The sequence below is a fragment of the Afipia birgiae 34632 genome, assembly GCF_000308295.2.
GTDB classification, from domain to species: Bacteria; Pseudomonadota; Alphaproteobacteria; order Rhizobiales; family Xanthobacteraceae; genus Afipia; species Afipia birgiae.
Map to the genome: position 1 here is coordinate 417,168 of NZ_HG326652.1, position 18,289 is coordinate 435,456.

The 18,289-nt window shown below is 61.7% G+C and carries 21 protein-coding genes; 12 read left to right on the forward strand and 9 right to left on the reverse strand.

Features of this window, described 5'->3' with window-relative positions; all coding sequences use genetic code 11:
• Positions 1-104 (forward strand): NAD(P)(+) transhydrogenase (Re/Si-specific) subunit beta (locus BN32_RS26660; protein ID WP_156946975.1); only part of this gene is annotated, 104 nt, incomplete at its 5' end.
• Between the two features lie 64 nt (positions 105-168).
• On the opposite strand, the gene BN32_RS01920 is transcribed toward BN32_RS26660, so the two are convergent.
• The gene (locus BN32_RS01920; protein WP_040425346.1) at positions 169-552 is read right to left on the reverse strand and encodes a VOC family protein; all 384 of its coding nucleotides are present in this window, start codon (positions 550-552) and stop codon (positions 169-171) included.
• 115 nt (positions 553-667) lie between these two features.
• Between BN32_RS01920 and BN32_RS01925 the strand changes: the two genes are divergently transcribed.
• Entirely contained in the window at positions 668-1,768 is a 1,101-nt protein-coding gene (locus BN32_RS01925) for a calcium:cation antiporter (RefSeq protein WP_019195559.1), read from the forward strand.
• Positions 1,769-1,835: 67 nt separating this feature from the next.
• On the opposite strand, the gene BN32_RS01930 is transcribed toward BN32_RS01925, so the two are convergent.
• From BN32_RS01930 to BN32_RS26665, 3 genes are all read right to left on the reverse strand, one after another.
• The gene (locus BN32_RS01930) at positions 1,836-3,206 is read right to left on the reverse strand and encodes a vWA domain-containing protein (protein ID WP_019195560.1); all 1,371 of its coding nucleotides are present in this window, start codon (positions 3,204-3,206) and stop codon (positions 1,836-1,838) included.
• Between the two features lie 5 nt (positions 3,207-3,211).
• On the reverse strand, positions 3,212-4,159 hold the full coding sequence (locus BN32_RS01935; protein WP_019195561.1) for an AAA family ATPase: 948 nt from the start codon (positions 4,157-4,159) through the stop codon (positions 3,212-3,214).
• An 89-nt stretch (positions 4,160-4,248) separates the two neighbouring features.
• Positions 4,249-4,662 (reverse strand): hypothetical protein, encoded by a 414-nt coding sequence (locus BN32_RS26665; RefSeq protein ID WP_152343870.1) that lies wholly within the window; start codon positions 4,660-4,662, stop codon positions 4,249-4,251.
• Between the two features lie 310 nt (positions 4,663-4,972).
• On the opposite strand from BN32_RS26665, the gene BN32_RS01945 reads away from it, so the two are divergent.
• From BN32_RS01945 to BN32_RS01970, 6 genes are all read left to right on the forward strand, one after another.
• The gene (locus BN32_RS01945) at positions 4,973-5,263 is read left to right on the forward strand and encodes a hypothetical protein (protein ID WP_019195563.1); all 291 of its coding nucleotides are present in this window, start codon (positions 4,973-4,975) and stop codon (positions 5,261-5,263) included.
• 25 nt (positions 5,264-5,288) lie between these two features.
• The gene (locus BN32_RS01950) at positions 5,289-6,716 is read left to right on the forward strand and encodes a TolC family protein (protein WP_019195564.1); all 1,428 of its coding nucleotides are present in this window, start codon (positions 5,289-5,291) and stop codon (positions 6,714-6,716) included.
• Between the two features lie 14 nt (positions 6,717-6,730).
• Positions 6,731-8,119, forward strand: coding sequence for a multicopper oxidase family protein (locus BN32_RS01955; RefSeq protein ID WP_019195565.1), 1,389 nt, complete (start codon positions 6,731-6,733; stop codon positions 8,117-8,119).
• 13 nt (positions 8,120-8,132) lie between these two features.
• The gene (locus BN32_RS01960) at positions 8,133-8,603 is read left to right on the forward strand and encodes a cupredoxin domain-containing protein (RefSeq protein ID WP_019195566.1); all 471 of its coding nucleotides are present in this window, start codon (positions 8,133-8,135) and stop codon (positions 8,601-8,603) included.
• 11 nt (positions 8,604-8,614) lie between these two features.
• A complete protein-coding gene (locus BN32_RS01965) occupies positions 8,615-8,905 on the forward strand; it encodes a copper-binding protein (RefSeq protein WP_019195567.1) in 291 nt (96 codons plus the stop codon).
• Positions 8,906-9,055: 150 nt separating this feature from the next.
• Positions 9,056-9,997 (forward strand): hypothetical protein, encoded by a 942-nt coding sequence (locus BN32_RS01970; RefSeq protein WP_019195568.1) that lies wholly within the window; start codon positions 9,056-9,058, stop codon positions 9,995-9,997.
• A gap of 78 nt (positions 9,998-10,075) precedes the next feature.
• Here BN32_RS01970 and BN32_RS01975 read toward each other — a convergent pair whose 3' ends face one another.
• Both BN32_RS01975 and BN32_RS01980 read right to left on the reverse strand, forming a co-directional pair.
• Entirely contained in the window at positions 10,076-10,519 is a 444-nt protein-coding gene (locus BN32_RS01975; RefSeq protein WP_040425850.1) for a hypothetical protein, read from the reverse strand.
• 89 nt (positions 10,520-10,608) lie between these two features.
• Positions 10,609-11,718: a substrate-binding domain-containing protein gene (locus BN32_RS01980; RefSeq protein ID WP_019195570.1), complete on the reverse strand. Its 1,110-nt coding sequence runs from the start codon at positions 11,716-11,718 to the stop codon at positions 10,609-10,611.
• A 117-nt stretch (positions 11,719-11,835) separates the two neighbouring features.
• On the opposite strand from BN32_RS01980, the gene BN32_RS01985 reads away from it, so the two are divergent.
• Positions 11,836-13,323, forward strand: coding sequence for an aldehyde dehydrogenase family protein (locus BN32_RS01985; RefSeq protein ID WP_040425851.1), 1,488 nt, complete (start codon positions 11,836-11,838; stop codon positions 13,321-13,323).
• Positions 13,324-13,475: 152 nt separating this feature from the next.
• Positions 13,476-14,279: an alpha/beta hydrolase gene (locus BN32_RS01990; RefSeq protein ID WP_019195572.1), complete on the forward strand. Its 804-nt coding sequence runs from the start codon at positions 13,476-13,478 to the stop codon at positions 14,277-14,279.
• Positions 14,280-14,343: 64 nt separating this feature from the next.
• On the opposite strand, the gene rpsU is transcribed toward BN32_RS01990, so the two are convergent.
• Entirely contained in the window at positions 14,344-14,649 is a 306-nt protein-coding gene (gene rpsU, locus BN32_RS01995; RefSeq protein WP_006022150.1) for a 30S ribosomal protein S21, read from the reverse strand.
• Between the two features lie 268 nt (positions 14,650-14,917).
• On the opposite strand from rpsU, the gene aqpZ reads away from it, so the two are divergent.
• Positions 14,918-15,631 carry an aquaporin Z gene (gene aqpZ, locus BN32_RS02000; protein WP_019195573.1) on the forward strand — a complete coding sequence of 238 codons (714 nt, stop codon included), beginning with the start codon at positions 14,918-14,920 and terminating at the stop codon, positions 15,629-15,631.
• 51 nt (positions 15,632-15,682) lie between these two features.
• Here the strand turns inward: aqpZ and BN32_RS02005 are convergent, their stop codons facing one another.
• Positions 15,683-16,783: a 5-(carboxyamino)imidazole ribonucleotide synthase gene (locus BN32_RS02005; protein ID WP_040425349.1), complete on the reverse strand. Its 1,101-nt coding sequence runs from the start codon at positions 16,781-16,783 to the stop codon at positions 15,683-15,685.
• A 160-nt stretch (positions 16,784-16,943) separates the two neighbouring features.
• Positions 16,944-17,429, reverse strand: a complete 486-nt coding sequence (gene purE / locus BN32_RS02010; protein ID WP_019195575.1) for a 5-(carboxyamino)imidazole ribonucleotide mutase — start codon at positions 17,427-17,429, stop codon at positions 16,944-16,946.
• Between the two features lie 95 nt (positions 17,430-17,524).
• On the opposite strand from purE, the gene BN32_RS02015 reads away from it, so the two are divergent.
• Entirely contained in the window at positions 17,525-18,280 is a 756-nt protein-coding gene (locus BN32_RS02015) for a GGDEF domain-containing protein (protein ID WP_019195576.1), read from the forward strand.
• Positions 18,281-18,289: the final 9 nt, after the last annotated feature.

The window sequence follows — 18,289 nt, forward strand, 5'->3', positions numbered from 1 at the left end:
CGGGCTATGCCGGCGTCGACAACCCGCTGTTCTATCGCGACAACACCATGATGCTGCTCGGCGACGCCAAGAAAATGACCGAGAACATCGTCAAGGCGATGTAGGCGCAGACCCGCCTTTGAATTTGCGAAAAGCAAAGAGGCCGTGCTGTGCACGGCCTCTTTTTATTTACGCCTTCGGCAACCGATGCACCGCGCATATTTTATTGCCGTCCGGGTCGCGCAGATAGGCGATGTACATTCTAACGTCACCCATCCCCCGGATGCCCGGAGGGTCTTCGCATGTTGTGCCACCATTCGCGATCCCGGCCGCATGCCAGGCATCGGCTTCTTCAGGCGAAGCAGCAGTAAAGCCAATGGTCCCGCCGTTCGCGCACGTGGCGGGTTTGCCGTCGATCGGCTTTGACACGGAAAAAGTCCCGGTTTTGGTGCGATAAAAGATGCGATGGCGATCGACAAACGCCGGCTGTACGTCGAGTGTCCCCAGCAGATTGTCGTAGAATGCCTTGGCCTTGTCGAGATCGTTCGTCCCGATCATCACGTGAGAGAACATTTTTTGCGTTTCCTTCCAAAAAACAGTCCTTTTTGGTTACGGTATCCCGCTTCCATGTGCAAATTCTCTCCGGGCTGGCTAGGCCTTTTGCAATCGTGCCGTTAATGTGGAGCGCATGAGTGCACACACACACTTGCCGCGGTCAGCGTGGGTTTATCCCACGCTGGCCGTTTTGCTTTATGTCGCCACTGAAATCCCTGGGCTCGGCATCGGCTTCACGCGCACGCCGACCGGACTGGTCTTCGCGGCGGTGCTGCTGGTCATTCTGTTCGGCACCGTGTTCGCCGCGGTTCACCATGCGGAGGTGATCGCGGAGCGGATCGGAGAGCCGTTTGGCACCCTGCTGCTGACGCTCGCGGTGACGATCATCGAGGTCGCCCTGATCGCCACCATCATGCTCGGCGAGAACGGCGTGCCGACGCTGGCGCGCGACACCGTGTTCGCGGTGGTGATGATCGTGTGCAACGGCCTCGTGGGCATCTGCATTCTGGTCGGCGGACTGCGCTATCGCGAGCAGGATTTCCAGGTCACCGGCGCCAACGTCTATCTCAGCGTGCTGGTCGTGCTGGCCACCATCACGCTGATTCTGCCGAATTATACCGAGACGACGCCGGGGCCGATCTATTCCGCCAGCCAGCTCGGCTTCGTCAGCGTCATCACCATCGTTCTGTATGGCGTGTTCCTCTACACCCAGACCATCCGCCATCGTGATTACTTCATCGCAGGATCAGGGGAAGAGGAGCAGGATCATGTCCCGGGGGGCCGCCTGCTTCTGATCAGCGGGTTGCTGTTGCTGGTCTCGCTGGTCGGCGTGGTGATGCTGGCCAAGAAGTTCTCGCTGGTGGTGGACGCCGGCGCGGCCGCCATCGGCGCACCGCCAGCCTTCGCGGGCGTCGTCGTGGCGCTGCTGATCTTGCTGCCGGAAGGCATCGCGGCGCTGGCGGCCGCGCGCAAGAACGACCTGCAGAAGAGCATCAACCTCGCGCTCGGTTCCTCGCTGGCCACCATCGGCCTGACTGTGCCGGCCGTCGCGATCGCGACCTATGTGCTGGACAAGCGGCTGGTGCTCGGCCTCGAGACTCGCGACAGCATGTTGCTGATCATGACTTTTCTGGTCAGCCTCGCGACGTTTGGTACCGGCCGCACCAATATCCTGTTCGGTCTGGTGCATCTGGTCATGTTCGCAGTGTTCATGTTCCTGGTGCTGGTGCCTTAGGGCATGATCCCGAGAAACGGGCACCGGTTTTCGGACCAGATCATGTCCGAACGGAACATCACTGCGTTTACTGATAGGCCGCGACGATATCGGTGATCGCGCGTTCGAGCTGCTTGGCCGTGGCACACTGGCGCACGGCGCTGCAATAGGTCGCGTAGCGCGGCATTTCCGAGTCGCCCCAGCCCCACACCATGCGGCCTTCGGGGTTGAGCCACACCAGCCGCTTGGAGCGCTCAGAAATACGCCTGAGAATATCCGCGCGGGGATCGAGGTTGTTGGTCCGCGCATCGCCGAGCACGATCACGGTGGTTTGCGGCGTCACCGCACTGAGCGCGAGCTTTTCGAAATCGGCCAGCGACTTGCCGTAGTCCGAAGAGCCGAAGCCGACCTGCGTCATGATCTCCTTCATGGCCTTGTCGGCATCCAGTTCTTCGAGAATGTCGCTGACCTCGATCAGGTGGCTGGAGAAAGCGAACGAGCGGACGTCGGATACAACTTCATGAAGGCTGTAAATCAGCAGCAGGAAGAAGTCCGAGACCCGCGCGACTGAGCCGCTGACATCGCAGATCGCGATGATTTTTGGCTTGTCCCGATGGCGGCGCTTCCACGTGGTCAGGAACGGCACGCCGCCCCATGCGGCGTTGCGCCGGATCGTGCGGCGCACGTCGAGATGGCCGCGCCGCTGGCGTTTGCGCGGCTTGCTGTACCGCTCGCGCAGACGGCGCGCGAGCTGGCGGATCAGCACGCGCATCTGCTGGATCTGCCGCTGGTCGAGCTGCGACATCGGCGCGTTGCGCAGGATGTCGTTGCGCAGATTTTCGGTTTCCTCGCGGCCATACAGCAGCAGCGCCTGCGAAACGGTATCGCGCACGTTCTCGCGCAGCGCTTCGGTCGCGGCGGCAAGCCGCTCGGCCTCCGCCGGATTGCTCACGGTCAGGGCCTCGAGATCGTCCCGCAGCTGCGCGATGCCGAGCTCGTTGAGGATTTTGCTCGAATAGATGCCGCGCTGGGTGAAGAACCTGATCTCGGACAGTTCTGCGGCGCTAGACGCATTGGCGATCGCAGCGGCAATGCCATTGCGGTCTTGCGACATCAGCATCTGGGCCAGCGGACCGAGACCCGACGGAGGAGACGATGCGGCAGCGCCCGTCTGCTCGCTTGATGTTTCGCCTGCTTCATTGGATTCGCCTGCGTCGCTGTCTTGAGTCGGCGGGCCGGTGATCTCAGGTTGCTGGAAGAACAGGTCGAAGCATTCGCCGAGCGCCCGCTTGTCGTCGGTGCTCTTGGCGAGCGTCAGCAGGAACGTGTCGCGCAGGATTTCGCGGTCGGTGAAGCCGATCTCGGAGACCGCCCGCATTGCATCGATGCTTTCGGAGGGCGAAATCCGCACCCCGGCCCCGCGGGCCGCCCGAAAGAAGCGATGCAGGTTCTCTCTCATCCGGCCTAACCGAAGACGTTCTCGCGGCGTGTCTTGCCAATGAAGCTGGTAACTTGCGGCATCGTGGTCTCGATGTCGGCCTCGTACTTCAGCAGGACATTGAGCGTGTCCTTGACCATCTGGTGGTCGAGTTCGCTCGCCTGCAGCAGAACCAGCACCCGCGCCCAGTCGATGGCCTCGGAGACCGACGGCAGTTTCTTCAGGTCGAGGGTGCGGACATCGTTGATGAAGCTGACGATCTGCCGCCGCAGCGATTGCGAAATGCCGGGCACGCGGCTCTCCACAATGCGTTCCTCGAGCTTCTGCTCGGGGAAGCCGATGTGCAGGTGGAGGCAGCGCCGCTTCAGCGCGTCGCCGAGATCGCGTTCGCTGTTGGAGGTCAGGATCACCGTCGGCGGCGCAATCGCCGAGATGGTGCCGAGTTCAGGCAGCGTCACCTGAAAGTCGGACAGGATTTCGAGCAGCAGCGACTCGAATTCCGCATCCGACTTGTCGATTTCGTCGATCAGCAGGACGCAGCCCTTGGGCTGCTCAAGGGCCTGCAGCAGCGGGCGCGGTTCGACGAATTCCTTGGAGAAGAACACGTCGCCGAAATCATGCAGCTTGTTCAGCGCAGCCGGAAGCGTCTCCGCGTCGCCCAGCACTTCGCCGAGCTTGTCCTTCAGGATCTGCGTATAGAGCAACTGCTTGGCGTATTTCCATTCGTAAAGCGCCTTGGCTTCGTCGAGGCCTTCATAGCATTGCAGGCGGATCAGCTTGAGGCCGCGCCAGGCCGCGATCGCCTTCGCGAGTTCGGTCTTGCCGACGCCGGCCGGCCCTTCCACGAGGATCGGCTTTTCGATCCGCTGCGACAGATAAACCGCGGTCGCGATCTGACGGTTGGCGATGTAGCCGGCCGAGGCCAGACCTCGTTCCACGGCGTCGATGGAGGCTGCCGGCTGATATTCGGTCAAGATCGTGACTCCAAAGGCTTGCTGCGGTCATGGAGCGCAAGTGGTCTGTGGCCTGGCGCGGGCCGCTCCTGCGGAGGACCCAGTATTTGCTACGCCGCCGGAAGACTTTCGTCCATATCGCCCCGGCTATGCATCCGCGCAGACCGGAACCGCTGTGTGAAATGAGGCAACGAACCGAAATTTTCTCGCGCCGCTGTGACCTTAAAGCGGCTTGCCTGTTTGGAGTTCTGATTGTACTTCTGGCCATGGTTGTGGCTGGTCGCCACGATGGGAGTCCCGATTTCCGGATGCTGACGCAACTGACCAGGGTCTTGAAGGTAAAGGCTGCGCGCATTCTCGTTGCGCTCTATGCTTTTTGCCTCGTCGTGCCGGTCGGATTCGCGTTTGCAGACAGTGCCTTGGCGCGGTATCTGCCAACTCCAACGCAGGTTCAGCATGCGGGACATGTGCACGGTGAAGCCGCTCATGTTCATCAGGGCATGACGCATGCGAATCATGATCATCAGGTGTCAGCGAATGCCGAATCGGCGGATGCGATCAACGACCATGCCGGAATGACTCATTCCGGCGGCAAGTCGACTGCGCCCGGATGTTGCGGCGTGATGTGCATCAGTGCGCTTCCGGCTAGCATGTTTGATTTGACGCCCCGAGCGATGACTGACGCATCGGTTGTTGCACCTTCTGACGCCGGAATTGCCGGCGAAGCCCCTGACCTGCTTTATCGTCCGCCAATCGTCCTCCTGTCGATGTAATTGCCGGCGCTGCGGCTGTATAGTCGCACGCCTTCGAAGCCGTCTGACATTTGAGGATATAATGCCCGTGCAAAATCTGGCGAGGCTCGCTGCCGTTGATCCGGTGGCGACGACACTCGTACCGCTGCCGTTCAAGACACTATCTCTATCGTTCGCCCTGCTGTTTCTCGCAGGCTGCAACACCGTGCCGTCAGTTTCGGCTGGACCTGATCCGTCTGACCCGGGCGCGCGGACATCGCGTGTTGACTATCGCTCCTCGATCGGGAGCTACACGAGCCAGAGGCCGGTGGCCCCTGCTGCCTGGAAGAAACAGAACGAGCAGGTCACGCCAGCTCCGAAACCCGGCGAGTAGGTGCACCATGCCAGTTCAGAATTTCATGACTCTCACTGCACGCCGCGCCAGCCGCTGGATGATGGCAAGCACAGCCCTTCTGCTGTCGGGCTGCGTATCATTCTCGCCGGATGGCGGCATGAGCCTCGTCAGCGCCACGGTCTCGAAAGACCTCGGCAAGGATGCTGTTGCATTGCGCACGCCGGACGAAACGGCGGCTGCCCGCAACACAGCGAAGCGGCTGCTCTCGAAGCCGCTTTCGGCGGATGCGGCTGTTCAGATCGCGCTTCTCAACAATCGCGGGCTGCAGGCGGCTTACAACGAACTCGCCATTGAGGAAGCGCGGGCGGTGGAGGCAAGTCTGCCGCCGAATCCCGCAATTTCATTGTCGCGGATTGCGGGATCGGTCGAAGTTGAAGTCGAACGCAGGATCGTCGCCAACATACTGGCGCTCGCGACGCTGCCGGTTCGCTCGGAAATCGCAGCGGCTCGCTTCCGGCAGGCACAGATCGTGGCCTTGAGCGAAACGCTGCGGGTCGCGGCGGACACGCGACGTGCCTATTATCGCGCCGTCGCCTCACGAGAACTTGCAGACTTTCTCGCGCAGGCCCAGTCCGGCGCGGAAACCGCTGCGAAATTCGCCATCCGTCTCGGCGAGACCGGCGGGATGAACAAGCTTGATCAGGCGCGCGAGCAGGTGTTTTATGCCGATCTCACCGCACAACTTGCCGCCACACGTCAGCGTGCCGCCAGCGAGCGCGAATCGCTGATCCGAGCCATGGGACTGTGGGGCGACGATCTGGCGTTCAAGATGGCCAGTGCGCTCCCGCCGCTGCCGTCACGGCCGCAATCGCTGCCGGGCATCGAGACAGAGGCGGTTCGCCGTCACGTCGATTTGCAGATCGGGCGGATTGAATTGGATGCGCTGGCGAAATCCTATGGCCTGACGCAAGCGACACGTTTCATCAACGTGCTGGATGCCGGGTTTGCCGCAAGGACCAACAGGAACAAGACAACCGGAGAAAGAATCCGCGATCGCGGCTTTGACGTTGAACTTCAGGTTCCGATTTTCGATTTCGGCGAGGTTCGCGTCCGGGAGGCGGAGGCCACGTACATGCATGCGGTCAACCGCCTGATGGAGCGGGCGGTCAACGTCCGTTCCGATGCGCGGGATGCGTATCGCAGTTACAGGTCGGCCTACGACATTACGGCGCACTACCAGAAGGAAGTCCTGCCGCTGCGCAAGATCATCTCTGACGAAACCCTGCTTCGTTACAACGGCATGCTGATCGATGTGTTCTCGCTGCTGGCGGAGGCGCGTCAGCGCATCGCCGCGACGACGGCGGCGATCGAAGCGAAGCGGGATTTCTGGCTGGCCACAACGAATCTCAACACCGCCGTGATGGGGGGAGGCGTTGCTGGACGAAGTGAAACTGCGATGTCCGCTGCATCCGCCGAAGCACCTCAGCATTGAATGGAGAGCGAACAATGATCTCACGTAGAGAAATTCTTGGATCGGCTGCGGTACTGGTCGGCGCCAGCGCCGTCAGCGGCCGTGCTCAGGCCGCGAGCATTCCTGAAGCCCCAACCTCGACCGCCACAACGATGCAACCGCCGCTGGTTCCCACGAGCGGTCCGGACTATCAGCCCGTCGTCACGCTGAACGGCTGGACGTTGCCCTGGCGGATGAACGGCGACTGGAAGGAATTCCATCTCGTCGCCGAACCCGTGGTCCGCGAACTCGCGCCGGGCATGGTCGCACATCTGTGGGGCTACAACGGCCAGTCGCCCGGGCCTACGATCGAAGCTGTCGAGGGCGACAAGGTTCGCATCTTCGTCACCAACAAGCTGCCGGAGCATACCACCATCCATTGGCATGGAATTCTGCTCCCGAGCGGTATGGACGGCGTCGGCGGCCTGACCCAGCCGCACATCAAGCCGGGCAAGACGTTCGTCTATGAGTTCGTGCTGACGAAGAGTGGCACCTTCATGTACCACCCGCATGCGGACGAGATGGTCCAGATGGCGATGGGCATGATGGGTTTCTTGGTGGTGCATCCGAGGGATCCCGCCTTCCGCCGCGTGGACCGGGATTTTGTGTTTCTGATGTCGGCCTACGACATCGACCCCGGGACCTATTTGCCGAAGGTCGCGGAGATGACCGCCTTCAATATGTGGACCTGGAACAGCCGGGTCTTTCCGGGCATCGATCACATCGTCGCCGGCAAGGGCGACAAGGTCCGCATCCGGTTCGGCAATCTGACAATGACAAACCATCCGATCCACATGCATGGCTACGACTTCAAGGTCTCCTGTACGGATGGAGGCTGGGTGCCGGAGGCTGCGGCCTGGCCGGAGGTCACGGTGGATTGCGCCGTCGGTCAGATGCGCGCCTTCGATTTCGTCGCCGACAACCCCGGCGACTGGGCGATTCACTGCCACAAGTCGCATCACACTATGAACGCAATGGGCCACGACATCCGTAATTTCGTCGGAATGAAAAAGAGCGATCTCGTCAAGTCAGTGCGAAAACTGGTGCCGGAGTACATGCCGATGGGAAACGCCGGCATGGCGGACATGGGCGAGATGGAAATGCCGCTGCCCGAGAACACCCTGCCGATGATGACCGGCTTCGCTCAATTCGGCGCGGTCGAGATGGGTGGCATGTTCTCGGTCGTCAAGGTGCGCGAGGGGCTCGCGTCCGGCGACTACAAGGATCCGGGCTGGTTCAAGCATCCGGAAGGAAAGGTTTCCTACGAGTGGAAGGGTGAATCGAAAGCGGTCGAACGCGGGCCTCCCGCCGCGTCGGACAAGACAAAAGCGATCGAGCTCAACGTCGTGAAGCCCGGCAAACAGTCCCCCCATCGCAATCATTGAGAAGGAATTCGATATGCAATCACGATTCATTATCACCGCGCTTGCCGCCCTCTCTCTGTCCACCGCGGCGCTGGCCGATCCTGGTCATTCTCACGGGGATGCCCGCGCCTATGGCGAGCCCGGCGATCCCAAGAAGCCCGGACGCACTATCCAGATCACCATGCGCGAAGCGGACGGAAAAATGCTGTTCGTCCCGGACCGGCTCGACATCCGCAAGGGCGAACAGATCAAGTTTGCTGTCCGTAACAGCGGCGAACTCGATCACGAAATCGTCGTCGGCACGGTCGAGGAAAATCTCAAGCACATGGCCGAGATGATGAAGAACCCGGAGATGGAACACGACGATCCCAACGCCAAGCGCCTGGCGCCGGGCAAGACCGGCGAACTGTTCTGGAAATTTACCAAGGCCGGTGAGTTCGACTTCTCTTGCCTCATCCCCGGTCACCGCGAAGCCGGCATGACCGGCAAAATTATTGTCAAGTAACCAAAGGAGATATGATGATGCGTAAACTGATGATGGCGGCTGCAATGGCCGTATTCTCGACTGTCGCCGTGGCGCAGACCGTGCCGGTCGACGGGGAGATCCTCAAGATCGACCCGGACCAGAACAAGGTCACGGTCAAGCATGGACCGATCAAAAATCTCGACATGGACGCGATGACAATGGTGTTCGCCGTTGCCGATCCGGCGATGCTGAAGGCCGTCAAGGCGGGCGACAATATCAAGTTCGAGGTCGACCGCGTGAATGGCCGTCTGACGGTCACGAAGATGGAAAAGAAGAAGTAATCGCCGCAAGAACCTTGTGCCGGGTAACGCCTGAAATCCCTGACAAAGCCGTTACCCGGCGGTTCCTTCGGTATTTGCCACCGATCCGTCGCAGTTGATCCCTCAATCGGCCCAAAAGTTCCCGCATGCAACGTCCTGCGGGGAGTTGCGATGATCAAGAAGCTGTTCACCAAGTACTTTTTAGAGGTCATTCCGTCGATCGTGGCGACGGTGGTCGGGGCGTATATCGTCACGCACTATATCAACGCGAAGTCCGAGGCCGACAAGCCTAAGGCCGCCATCACGGCCCCTGCTCAGACATCGAAAAACGCTGCTCCCCAGACGCTGAAAGCTGACGAGTCCGGCGATAAGGCCGCCAAAGCTGAGACCGCAAAAGCCGAAGCTGCCCGGCTCAAGGCGGAAAAGCTTGCTCTCGAAAAGGCCGCGGCGGAGCGATCGGCGGCCGATCGGGCAGAGAACGCGAAGAAAGCCGCCGAAAAGCTCGCCGCAGAGAAGGCGGCCAGCGAGAAGGCTGCCGCCGAGAAACTTGCCAGCGAAAAGACTGCTGCAGAGAAGCGGGAGCGGGCCGCCGCCAAGCCGGCGCCTGCCGCACCGATGCCCGCTGAGGCGAATGCGGCGCCCGATGACAAGCGCGACGCCAACGATCTGGCGCGGGCCGCCATCGAGCGGCTGCGCAACGCCGGGCCTCGCGCCGTACCTGAGGCGCCGCGTGCTGCGCCGGAAGCCGCGCGTGCCGAGGAGCCGGCGAAGGCGCAGGAACGCGTTCATGAACGCGCCCGGGTCAACAGTGTTGTCTATGCTCCTTCCACTGCCCCTGCCCAGCAACCATCGGTCCAGCCGCTGCCGCCGGCGGTCGCCGTTGCGCCGCCGCCAAGTGAAGCCGCCGTCGCGGCCCCAGCGCCGTTTCCCGAGCCGATCTCCGGACCATCGGAGACCCGTGCTGTCGATGGTGGTTTACGGCTGACGCCGCCGGCCGATATTCCCTCGCGCCCGCTCGATCTGCGCGCGAAACAGGGACGCCCATCGGTGACCGAGGACGTGATGTCGGCCGCGAAATCGGTCTTCCACGCCGTAGTGCCGGAATCGAACTAGGCGGCGCGTACTCGGGACAGTTTGAAATGAGGGAGCCGCTGCTTCTCTCGTTTCAACCAGCGTGTTGTCTTAAGCCCCTTAATAGCACCGCGTGATATTTACGCTGACGGTTTCCTCTTCGCCTTCGCGCCGGGGAACGTTGACGGTCTGCTTGGTGCATTCCTGTACATAAGGTCTGTCAGACGGTGCGACCGCCGGCGGAAATCGATGTGACCAATCCCAGGGAACGTCGTAGGTGTAGGTGTAACGGATATCGCCGGATGCTGGCGGCACGGCCCCTACGCCGGGTTCGGCATACGATGGGTCGTAGAAGTAGCCTGCCGTGCCCGGCCAGAACGCTCTGGCGTTGTGCCCCCGGTGACGCTGCAGCGGCCGGCCTGGGGACGGACGGAACGCGGGATTCACCGCAACCGATCCTCCGGGCAGCGCGGCTGCCGGATCGGCAAATGTCTCGTTCGGGGCAAGGATAAGCGCTCCCACGCCGAGAGCGGCGATACACGCTCCATACATTCTATACGTCATATCACGCACCAATTCCGGGTTCGCGAACAGCAGCCCGATGCACGCTAGGTCGGGCATTTCGGGCCCGCAAACGCAGAATTAATAATTGGTTAAGGCTTAATCTTAACGGGTCGGCTGTTTGTGACGTCGACGATATCCAGAAACTCCTTGACGGTGCTGACTGTTCCCGGATGCACCGCGACGTAACCGGGCAATTCCGCGATCGCGTCGTGAAATGGCTGGCCCTTCATCACGTCGAGCACGCGCTGCATCGGCTCGGTATCGAGGAATCCGCGGCGGCACACGAAGAAGTAGTCCTCGGTCAGCACCCGGACGAAATCGAGTCCAAACTGCCTTGCAGCAGCCTCGACGCCGAAAGCCGCATCCGCCATGCCGCTGGCCACATAGGCGGCGACTGCGGCGTGCGTGAACTCCATCTGCTGTGCGCCGTTGATCCTGGCCTCATCGATCCCGTGCTGTGCCAGCAATTGATCGAACAGCGTCCGCGTTCCCGAATCGTGGTCGCGGTTAACGAAGCGGGCTTTGGTTTCGACGAGATCTTCCAGCGACCCGATCTTGAGCGGGTTGCCGGGCTTCACCATCAGTCCCATCTCGCGGGTCACGAAACTGATAACGCGATCTTCGCGCGGATCGAGCCATTCCCGGCACGCCTTGACGCTTTGCGCACGCAGTTCCCCGCGCGGCACGTGAACGCCGGACAGGTCGCAGGCACCCTGCGCCAGCGACACCAGCGAGTTCTGGTTGCTGACATAGCGCAGATCGACGCCGATGCCGGGCTCGCGGTCGAGCAGCTCGCGCAATTTGGAAACCGCGAAACCGTGGCTGGCGTGAACTCGGATCACCGAGGGGCGTTGATGCAGGAACGGCTTGATCTCGGTGACCAGTTCCTGCGCCAGATTCTCGAGCTGCGGACCGAGACGAGCCTGCATACGCTGCCCGGCCCATACCAGCTTCTCGCCGAACGCCGTCAGTGTGGTGCCTTTGCCGCGATGGGTTTCGACCAGCGGCACGCCGAAGAAGTCGGACCATTGCTCAACCAGATTCCAGACGTGGCGATAGGACAGGCCGGCATGGTCTGCCGCGCTGGTGAGCTTGCCGGTTTTGCGGATTTCGTTGAGCACGCCGAGCATAACAACGGCGGTTTGCGGGCTGCCTTCCTTGTGAAAGCGCCAGACGGGTTCGATCTCGATCTGCAGCATCGGGCGTCCCCTTGTTATGCAATGAATTTCATATGATCGTGAGCCATTGGCAAATCATATCATATTTACTCTTGAATATTTAGTGGACAAATTAAGAGAAATAGCAGGAGAAATATGATGTCGATTGCATATGATTACTCCCATGACACCTCCCGCGATGCTGCCTTGGTTCTCCGCAAGCAATTGCTGATCGACGGCCAGCATGTCGAGTCGGTCTCGGGCCGCACCTTCAACACCCTCAATCCCGCCACCGGTCAGGTCATCGCGACCATCTCCGAAGGCAACGAAGCCGACGTCGAACGCGCGGTCGCGGCTGCGCGCCGCGCTTTTGAGGGTGTCTGGGGTGCCATGCGTCCTGCCGAGCGCGGCCACATCCTGTTCAGGCTTGCCGAACTGATGAAGCAGCACGGCGATGAACTCGCCGAACTGGAAAGCCGCGACGCCGGCAAGCCGATCTCGGCGGTACTGCGGCAGGATCTCCCCGCCGCCATCGATACGCTGACGTACTACGCCGGCTGGGCCGACAAGATTCACGGCGACACCGTGCCGACGCGCAGCGATGCGCTGACCTACACCGTGCGCGAGCCGGTCGGCGTGGTGGCTGTGATCGTGCCGTGGAATTTCCCGCTGATGATCGGCATGTGGAAACTCGCGCCGGCGCTGGCCTGCGGCTGCACCGTGGTGATGAAGCCCGCCGAACTGACCTCGTTGTCGGCGCTGCGGATCGGCGAGCTTGCGCTGGAAGCGGGTTTGCCGCCGGGCGTACTGAACATCGTGCCGGGTCCGGGCCGTGTGGTCGGCGATGCGCTGGTCAATCATCCCGGCGTGGACAAGGTGACGTTCACCGGATCGCCCGGCGTCGGCCGCGGAATCCTGAAAGGCGCGGCGGGTAACTTCAAGCGCGTGTCGCTCGAACTCGGCGGCAAGTCGGCCAACGTGATCTATGACGATGCCGATCTGGATGCAGCGACCAAGGCCGCAGCGGCGGGCATCTTCTTCAATGCCGGACAGGTATGTTCGGCCGGCTCGCGCGTGCTGGCGCATGAGAACGTCTACGATGAAGTGGTTGAGCGGCTTGCGGCGCGCGCGAAGGCTTTGCGTATGGGCGATACCGCCGACAAGACAACGGCGCTCGGTCCGGTGATTTCCGAGAAGCAGATGAAGTCGATTCTCGACTATGTCGATATCGGTCAGAAGGAAGGCGCGACGCTGGTGACTGGCGGCGAGCATGTCGGCGATCGCGGCTACTACATCAGCCCCGCGGTGTTCGCCAACGTGAAGCACGAGATGCGGATTTCGCAGGAAGAAATCTTTGGTCCCGTGGTCAGCGTCATCAAGTTCAAGGATGAATCTGATGCGCTGCGGATCGCCAACGGCACGGCGTTCAGTCTCGCGGCAGGCGTGTGGAGTCGCGACATCGGCCGCGTGCAGCGTTTCGCCAGGAAGGCGAAGGCCGGCACGGTCTGGATCAACACCTATGGCTACACCGATGTGCGGTTGCCGTGGGGCGGTGCGGGCGATTCAGGCTTCGGCCGTGAACACGGTACTGAGGCTCTCGCGAACTTTACCGAGCCGAAAGCGGTCTGGATGAATCTCAACGTTTGAATCTTGTTTGAGCGAAATCTCCCTCCCAAGGAATGCTCAAACGCAAACGCGGGCCGAAAGGCCCGCGTTTTTTATTCTTCTTCGCCTCCAGTTGCCGGATTTGCATGGCCATGATCCGATGAATGACGCCGTCGCGTCAGCACAGGAAGGCTATGAAAACCGTTCAATTGATCGTGGTGATTGCAGTCGTGGCTTACGTTGCGATGGCTGCGGCGCTGTATCTGTTTCAACGTGTGTTGCTCTATCCTGCGCCGCAGACGACGCGGACGAATCCTGCCACGGCGGGATTTCCGGAAGGGCAGGAAGTCGTTCTCGATACCAAAGACGGCGAGAAGGTCATTGTCTGGCATGTGCCGCCAAAGGAGGGAAAGCCGGTGGTGCTGTTCTTTCACGGCAACGGCGAAGTGCTGGCGTGGCGCGTGCCGCGCTTTCGCGCCATTACCGCCGACGGCACCGGCCTTGTCGCACTGTCGTTCCGCGGTTACGGCGGCTCCAGCGGCAAGCCGACGGAAGATGGATTGCTGAACGACGGTGCAGTGGCTTATGCGTTCGCCGCCATGCACCATTCACCGGAGCGCATCGTGCCGTGGGGCTATTCGCTCGGCACCGGTGTTGCGGTCGCCATCGCTGCGAGCCAGCCGGTCGGCAAACTCATTCTCGAAGCGCCCTATACATCTCTGATCGATGTGGCGTCGTCCGCGTTTTGGTACATGCCGGTGCGCTGGCTGATGCACGACAGCTTTCGATCTGACGAACGGATCGTCGGCGTAAAAGTCCCGCTGCTGATCATGCATGGAGAGAAGGACGCGGTGGTCCCAGCGCGGTTGGGTCGGCTGCTGTTCGATCTTGCTCCCGGCCCGAAACGCTTTGTGCCGTTCCCGCTCGGCACCCACGTCAACCTCGACGACTATGGTGCGGTCGACGTCGCGCGTGCCTTTATGGCTGGCCAGGACTAGCTGTCGCGCCCAACAAAAACGCGGGCCGCAAGGCCCGCGTTTTCAAATTCAAAACTGTTGAAGCTTAGCGCGGTCCGCGCGGACCAGCACCTGCGCCGCCACGGCCACCGGCTGCGCCACGGTCGCCGCCCGGACCCGCGCCGAACACCGGCTTCGGCTTCATCGGGAGCAGGCCTTCGCGCTGCAGCTTCTTGCGCGCCAGCTTGCGGGCGCGGCGAACGGCTTCCGCCTTTTCGCGAGCCTTCTTCTCGGAGGGCTTTTCATAATGACCGCGGAGCTTCATCTCGCGGAAAATGCCCTCGCGCTGCATCTTTTTCTTCAGCGCCTTGAGAGCCTGGTCGACATTGTTATCGCGGACGAGAACCTGCACGCGGCATCCTCTTTGGTTTCAATCAGGAAATTCAGGAGACGACGAAGGACCGGCTAAAGGCCACGCCCTTCCCATCAAGGGCGCGGATGTACCAGATCAAACCGGGAATGTCCACCTGTGGATAGCCATTTTCCCCGCTGGGAAAGTTCAAAATACCGTCCAACGTTGCCCTGCCGGGGCCATGATTCGAGGGGGCGGGGAACCCTCCGCCAGCTTGCCATGTGGTCTCGTAAAGAGGCGATCCACGCCTCGACCATGGAGACTGAAGATGAATGCGAAGAAGTACACCGCCGAGGCGATCGGCACATTCTGGCTGACATTTGCGGGTTGCGGAAGCGCCGTCCTGGCAGCTGCTTTTCCGCAGGTCGGTATCGGGCTTTTGGGTGTTTCGTTCGCGTTTGGCCTGAGCGTGGTGACGATGGCCTTTGCTATCGGTCATATTTCAGGGTGCCATCTCAATCCCGCCGTCACCGTCGGGCTGGCCGCAGGCGGCCGCTTCCCAGCCGGTCAGGTCGTTCCGTACATCATTGCCCAGGTGATCGGCGCCGTGCTTGGCGCGGGCCTGCTCTACGTCATCGCCAGCGGCAAGGCCGGATTCGATCTCGCAGGCGGTTTCGCCTCCAATGGCTACGCGGACCATTCGCCCGGCAAATACAGCCTTCTGGCGGGCTTTGTGTGCGAAGTGGCGATGACTGCGATGTTCCTGTTCATCATCATGGGGGCGACCCACGGCAAGGCGCCGGCCGGTTTCGCTCCGCTGGCGATCGGCCTTGCGCTGGTGATGATCCATCTCGTCAGCATTCCCGTCACCAACACGTCGGTGAACCCGGCGCGCAGCACGGGTCCCGCGCTGTTCGTCGGCGGATGGGCCATTCAGCAGCTTTGGCTGTTCTGGGTCGCGCCGCTGATCGGCGGCGTCATCGGCGGCGTGGTCTATCGCTGGCTGAGCGACGAGCCGGTGGGAATCGTCGCAGGCAGGTAGCGCCTGATTCAGGGAAAGACCAAGGCTGTCGCGAGCAATCGCGGCAGCCTTTTACTTTTGCGGAGCCTTAACTTCGGTCACATGGCCCATTTTACGGCCAGGTCGGGGAGCGCCCTTGCCGTAGAGGTGCACGGTGGCGCCGGGAACGCCCAGCCACTTGCCGTAGTCGAGGATGTCATCGCCGATCAGGTTGGTCATGGTGACGTCGCCGTGGCGAACCGGATGCGCCAGCGGCCAGCCGGCGATGGCGCGGATGTGCTGTTCGAACTGCGACACCGAGGCCCCGTCGAGGGTCCAGTGACCGGAATTGTGCACCCGGGGTGCGATCTCATTGACCAGCAGGCTCGGCCCATCCTCGCCTGGCACCACGAACAGTTCCACCGCCAGCACGCCCACATAATCCAGCGCGGCGGCAATCTTTTCGGCGATGACCCGGGCTTGCGCTGCGAGTTCATCGGAAATGCGCGCGGGCGCGCAGGAAAACTTCAGGATGTGGTCGCGATGCTCGTTCTCGGTGACGTCGTAGCAAACCACTTCGCCGTCGGTGCCGCGCGCTGCGACCACGGAAATCTCCTGCTCGAACGGCACGAAGGCCTCAAGGATCGCAGATCGCGTTTCGAGATCGGCCCACACCGCTTCCGGATCGTCACCCTCGCGGATTACGACCTGACCCTTGCCGTCGTAGCCGAAGCGCCGGGTTTTGAGCACCGCGGGCAGGCCGATCTGCCCGATGGCGGCTTTCAATTCCTGCGCAGAGGAGACATCGGCATAGCGCGCGGTGGCGATACCAAGTTTGCTGACGAAATTCTTTTCCGCGAGCCTGTCCTGCACGGTTTCCAGCACCTTCGGGTCCGGCAGCACCGGACGCCGGGCCGACAGGATCATCGCCGTGGACGAGGGGATGTTTTCGAATTCGTAGGTGATGACGGCGACATCCGATGCGAACAGCTCCAGCGCTTCGACATCGGCGTATTCCGCGCAGGATGCGTTCTGCACGACGTCGAAGGCCGGTGAATCCGGATCCGGAGAAAACACCTGGGCCTTGAGGCCGAGGCGTGCGGCCGCAAGTGCGAGCATCCTGCCCAATTGTCCGCCGCCAAGAATTCCGATGGTGTCGCCTGGTTTCAGCGTCACCCGACTTGAAGATGTCACTTAGTGTCCCGTATCCGACGTTCGCTTCACTCCGCAGCGCCTTCCGAGCGAACGTCGGATACGAAAGGACACTAACAAATTATAATCCTAGTGATCCTTTGGTTCTGACATTCGTAAAAGTGCTCGCTGAAGATAGGATACGAATGTCAGAACCGGATCACTAGTTGTCCTCTGGGCGCTCGCTCACGGCCTCGGTCTGCTGCTTGCGCCATGTCGCAAGCCGGGTTGCAAGGCCGGCATCGTTGAGCGCCAGCACGCTTGCGGCGAGCAGGGCGGCATTGATAGCGCCGGACTTTCCGATCGCCAAGGTGCCAACCGGGATTCCGGCGGGCATTTGCACAATCGAATACAGCGAATCGACGCCCGACAGCGCCTTGGATTCCACCGGAACACCGAACACCGGAAGTTCCGTCAGGGAGGCCGCCATGCCGGGCAGATGGGCCGCACCGCCGGCGCCGGCGATGATGACCTGGAACCCGGCCGCCTTGGCGCCCTTGGCGAAGTTGTAAAGTCGCTCCGGCGTGCGGTGCGCCGAGACGATCCGCGCCTCGTGCGCAACGCCGAGCGCGGTCAGGGTCACTGCGGCGTGACGCATGGTCTCCCAGTCGGACTGGCTTCCCATGATGATGGCAACGGGGGCGGTCATTCGGAATCTTCAAAAAGAGCAGAAAAAGAGGGCGGATTATAGGGTTACGCCCCTGCGTGGCAAGCTGGTGCGAATCCGTTATCCTTTCATGGTCAATGGCGGTGCCGGTCAAGCGGATTAAGGGCGGAAACGTGAAGAAAGCGCGCGGCAAAGTGGCATCACGGGGTCCGGTGGCGAAGAAGCAGCTCGGGCGCGCAGCGGGCCGAAGCAAATCCGCCGCCAAAGCCGACTCCAAGACCATCCCGGTGAAGCCGAAGCGAAAGCCCGCGTCGGCTCCCTTGGCCAAGGCAAGACGGCAGGTCTCGGCCCTGAAGGCGGAACTCGCCGCCGCCCAGGCCCGGATCGACGAATTGCAGGCCTGGGCCGACACCGATTTCCTGCTGAACATCTACAACCGTCGCGGCTTCGAGCGGGAGCTGGACCGGTCGATCGCCTACATCCGGCGTTACAAGGCGACCGGCGCGCTGATCGTGCTCGACGTCGATCGCCTCAAGCCGATTAACGACACGTTCGGTCACGCGGCCGGCGACATCGTGCTCAAGGGCGTGGTCGCGGTGCTGATGCGCCACGTCCGCTCGTCGGATGTGGTGGGACGGCTGGGCGGCGACGAATTCGGATTGCTGCTCTGGAATTTGACCGAAACCGATGCTTTGGCGAAAGCAGCCGCTCTGGAAGAGGCGATTGACCGGCTGACATTCGTTTTTAGGGGCCATTCGGTGGTGGCCGGTGCATCGACGGGCGTTGCGCTAATCGATGCAGCGGCCGATGCGGCATCTGTGATGGAAGCTGCCGATCGCGCGATGTACGCGCGAAAGGTGATGCGGCGAGGCCGCGTTCTTTCGGCGCTCTGATGTGTCGCT

Excerpts from the sequence above, each read along its gene's own strand:
- BN32_RS01960 (WP_019195566.1), top strand. The coding sequence starts at position 8,133 with ATGCAATCACGATTCATTATCACCGCGCTTGCCGCCCTCTCTCTGTCC.
- BN32_RS01980 (WP_019195570.1), bottom strand. The coding sequence starts at position 11,718 with ATGCTGCAGATCGAGATCGAACCCGTCTGGCGCTTTCACAAGGAAGGC.
- BN32_RS01970 (WP_019195568.1), top strand. The coding sequence starts at position 9,056 with ATGATCAAGAAGCTGTTCACCAAGTACTTTTTAGAGGTCATTCCGTCG.
- BN32_RS01925 (WP_019195559.1), top strand. The coding sequence starts at position 668 with ATGAGTGCACACACACACTTGCCGCGGTCAGCGTGGGTTTATCCCACG.
- BN32_RS01975 (WP_040425850.1), bottom strand. The coding sequence starts at position 10,519 with ATGACGTATAGAATGTATGGAGCGTGTATCGCCGCTCTCGGCGTGGGA.
- BN32_RS01920 (WP_040425346.1), bottom strand. The coding sequence starts at position 552 with ATGTTCTCTCACGTGATGATCGGGACGAACGATCTCGACAAGGCCAAG.
- BN32_RS01985 (WP_040425851.1), top strand. The coding sequence starts at position 11,836 with ATGTCGATTGCATATGATTACTCCCATGACACCTCCCGCGATGCTGCC.
- BN32_RS01950 (WP_019195564.1), top strand. The coding sequence starts at position 5,289 with ATGACTCTCACTGCACGCCGCGCCAGCCGCTGGATGATGGCAAGCACA.
- BN32_RS01990 (WP_019195572.1), top strand. The coding sequence starts at position 13,476 with ATGAAAACCGTTCAATTGATCGTGGTGATTGCAGTCGTGGCTTACGTT.
- BN32_RS01930 (WP_019195560.1), bottom strand. The coding sequence starts at position 3,206 with ATGAGAGAGAACCTGCATCGCTTCTTTCGGGCGGCCCGCGGGGCCGGG.
- BN32_RS02015 (WP_019195576.1), top strand. The coding sequence starts at position 17,525 with ATGGCGGTGCCGGTCAAGCGGATTAAGGGCGGAAACGTGAAGAAAGCG.
- BN32_RS01965 (WP_019195567.1), top strand. The coding sequence starts at position 8,615 with ATGATGATGCGTAAACTGATGATGGCGGCTGCAATGGCCGTATTCTCG.
- BN32_RS01955 (WP_019195565.1), top strand. The coding sequence starts at position 6,731 with ATGATCTCACGTAGAGAAATTCTTGGATCGGCTGCGGTACTGGTCGGC.
- aqpZ (WP_019195573.1), top strand. The coding sequence starts at position 14,918 with ATGAATGCGAAGAAGTACACCGCCGAGGCGATCGGCACATTCTGGCTG.
- BN32_RS26665 (WP_152343870.1), bottom strand. The coding sequence starts at position 4,662 with ATGATCATGATTCGCATGCGTCATGCCCTGATGAACATGAGCGGCTTC.
- BN32_RS01945 (WP_019195563.1), top strand. The coding sequence starts at position 4,973 with ATGCCCGTGCAAAATCTGGCGAGGCTCGCTGCCGTTGATCCGGTGGCG.
- purE (WP_019195575.1), bottom strand. The coding sequence starts at position 17,429 with ATGACCGCCCCCGTTGCCATCATCATGGGAAGCCAGTCCGACTGGGAG.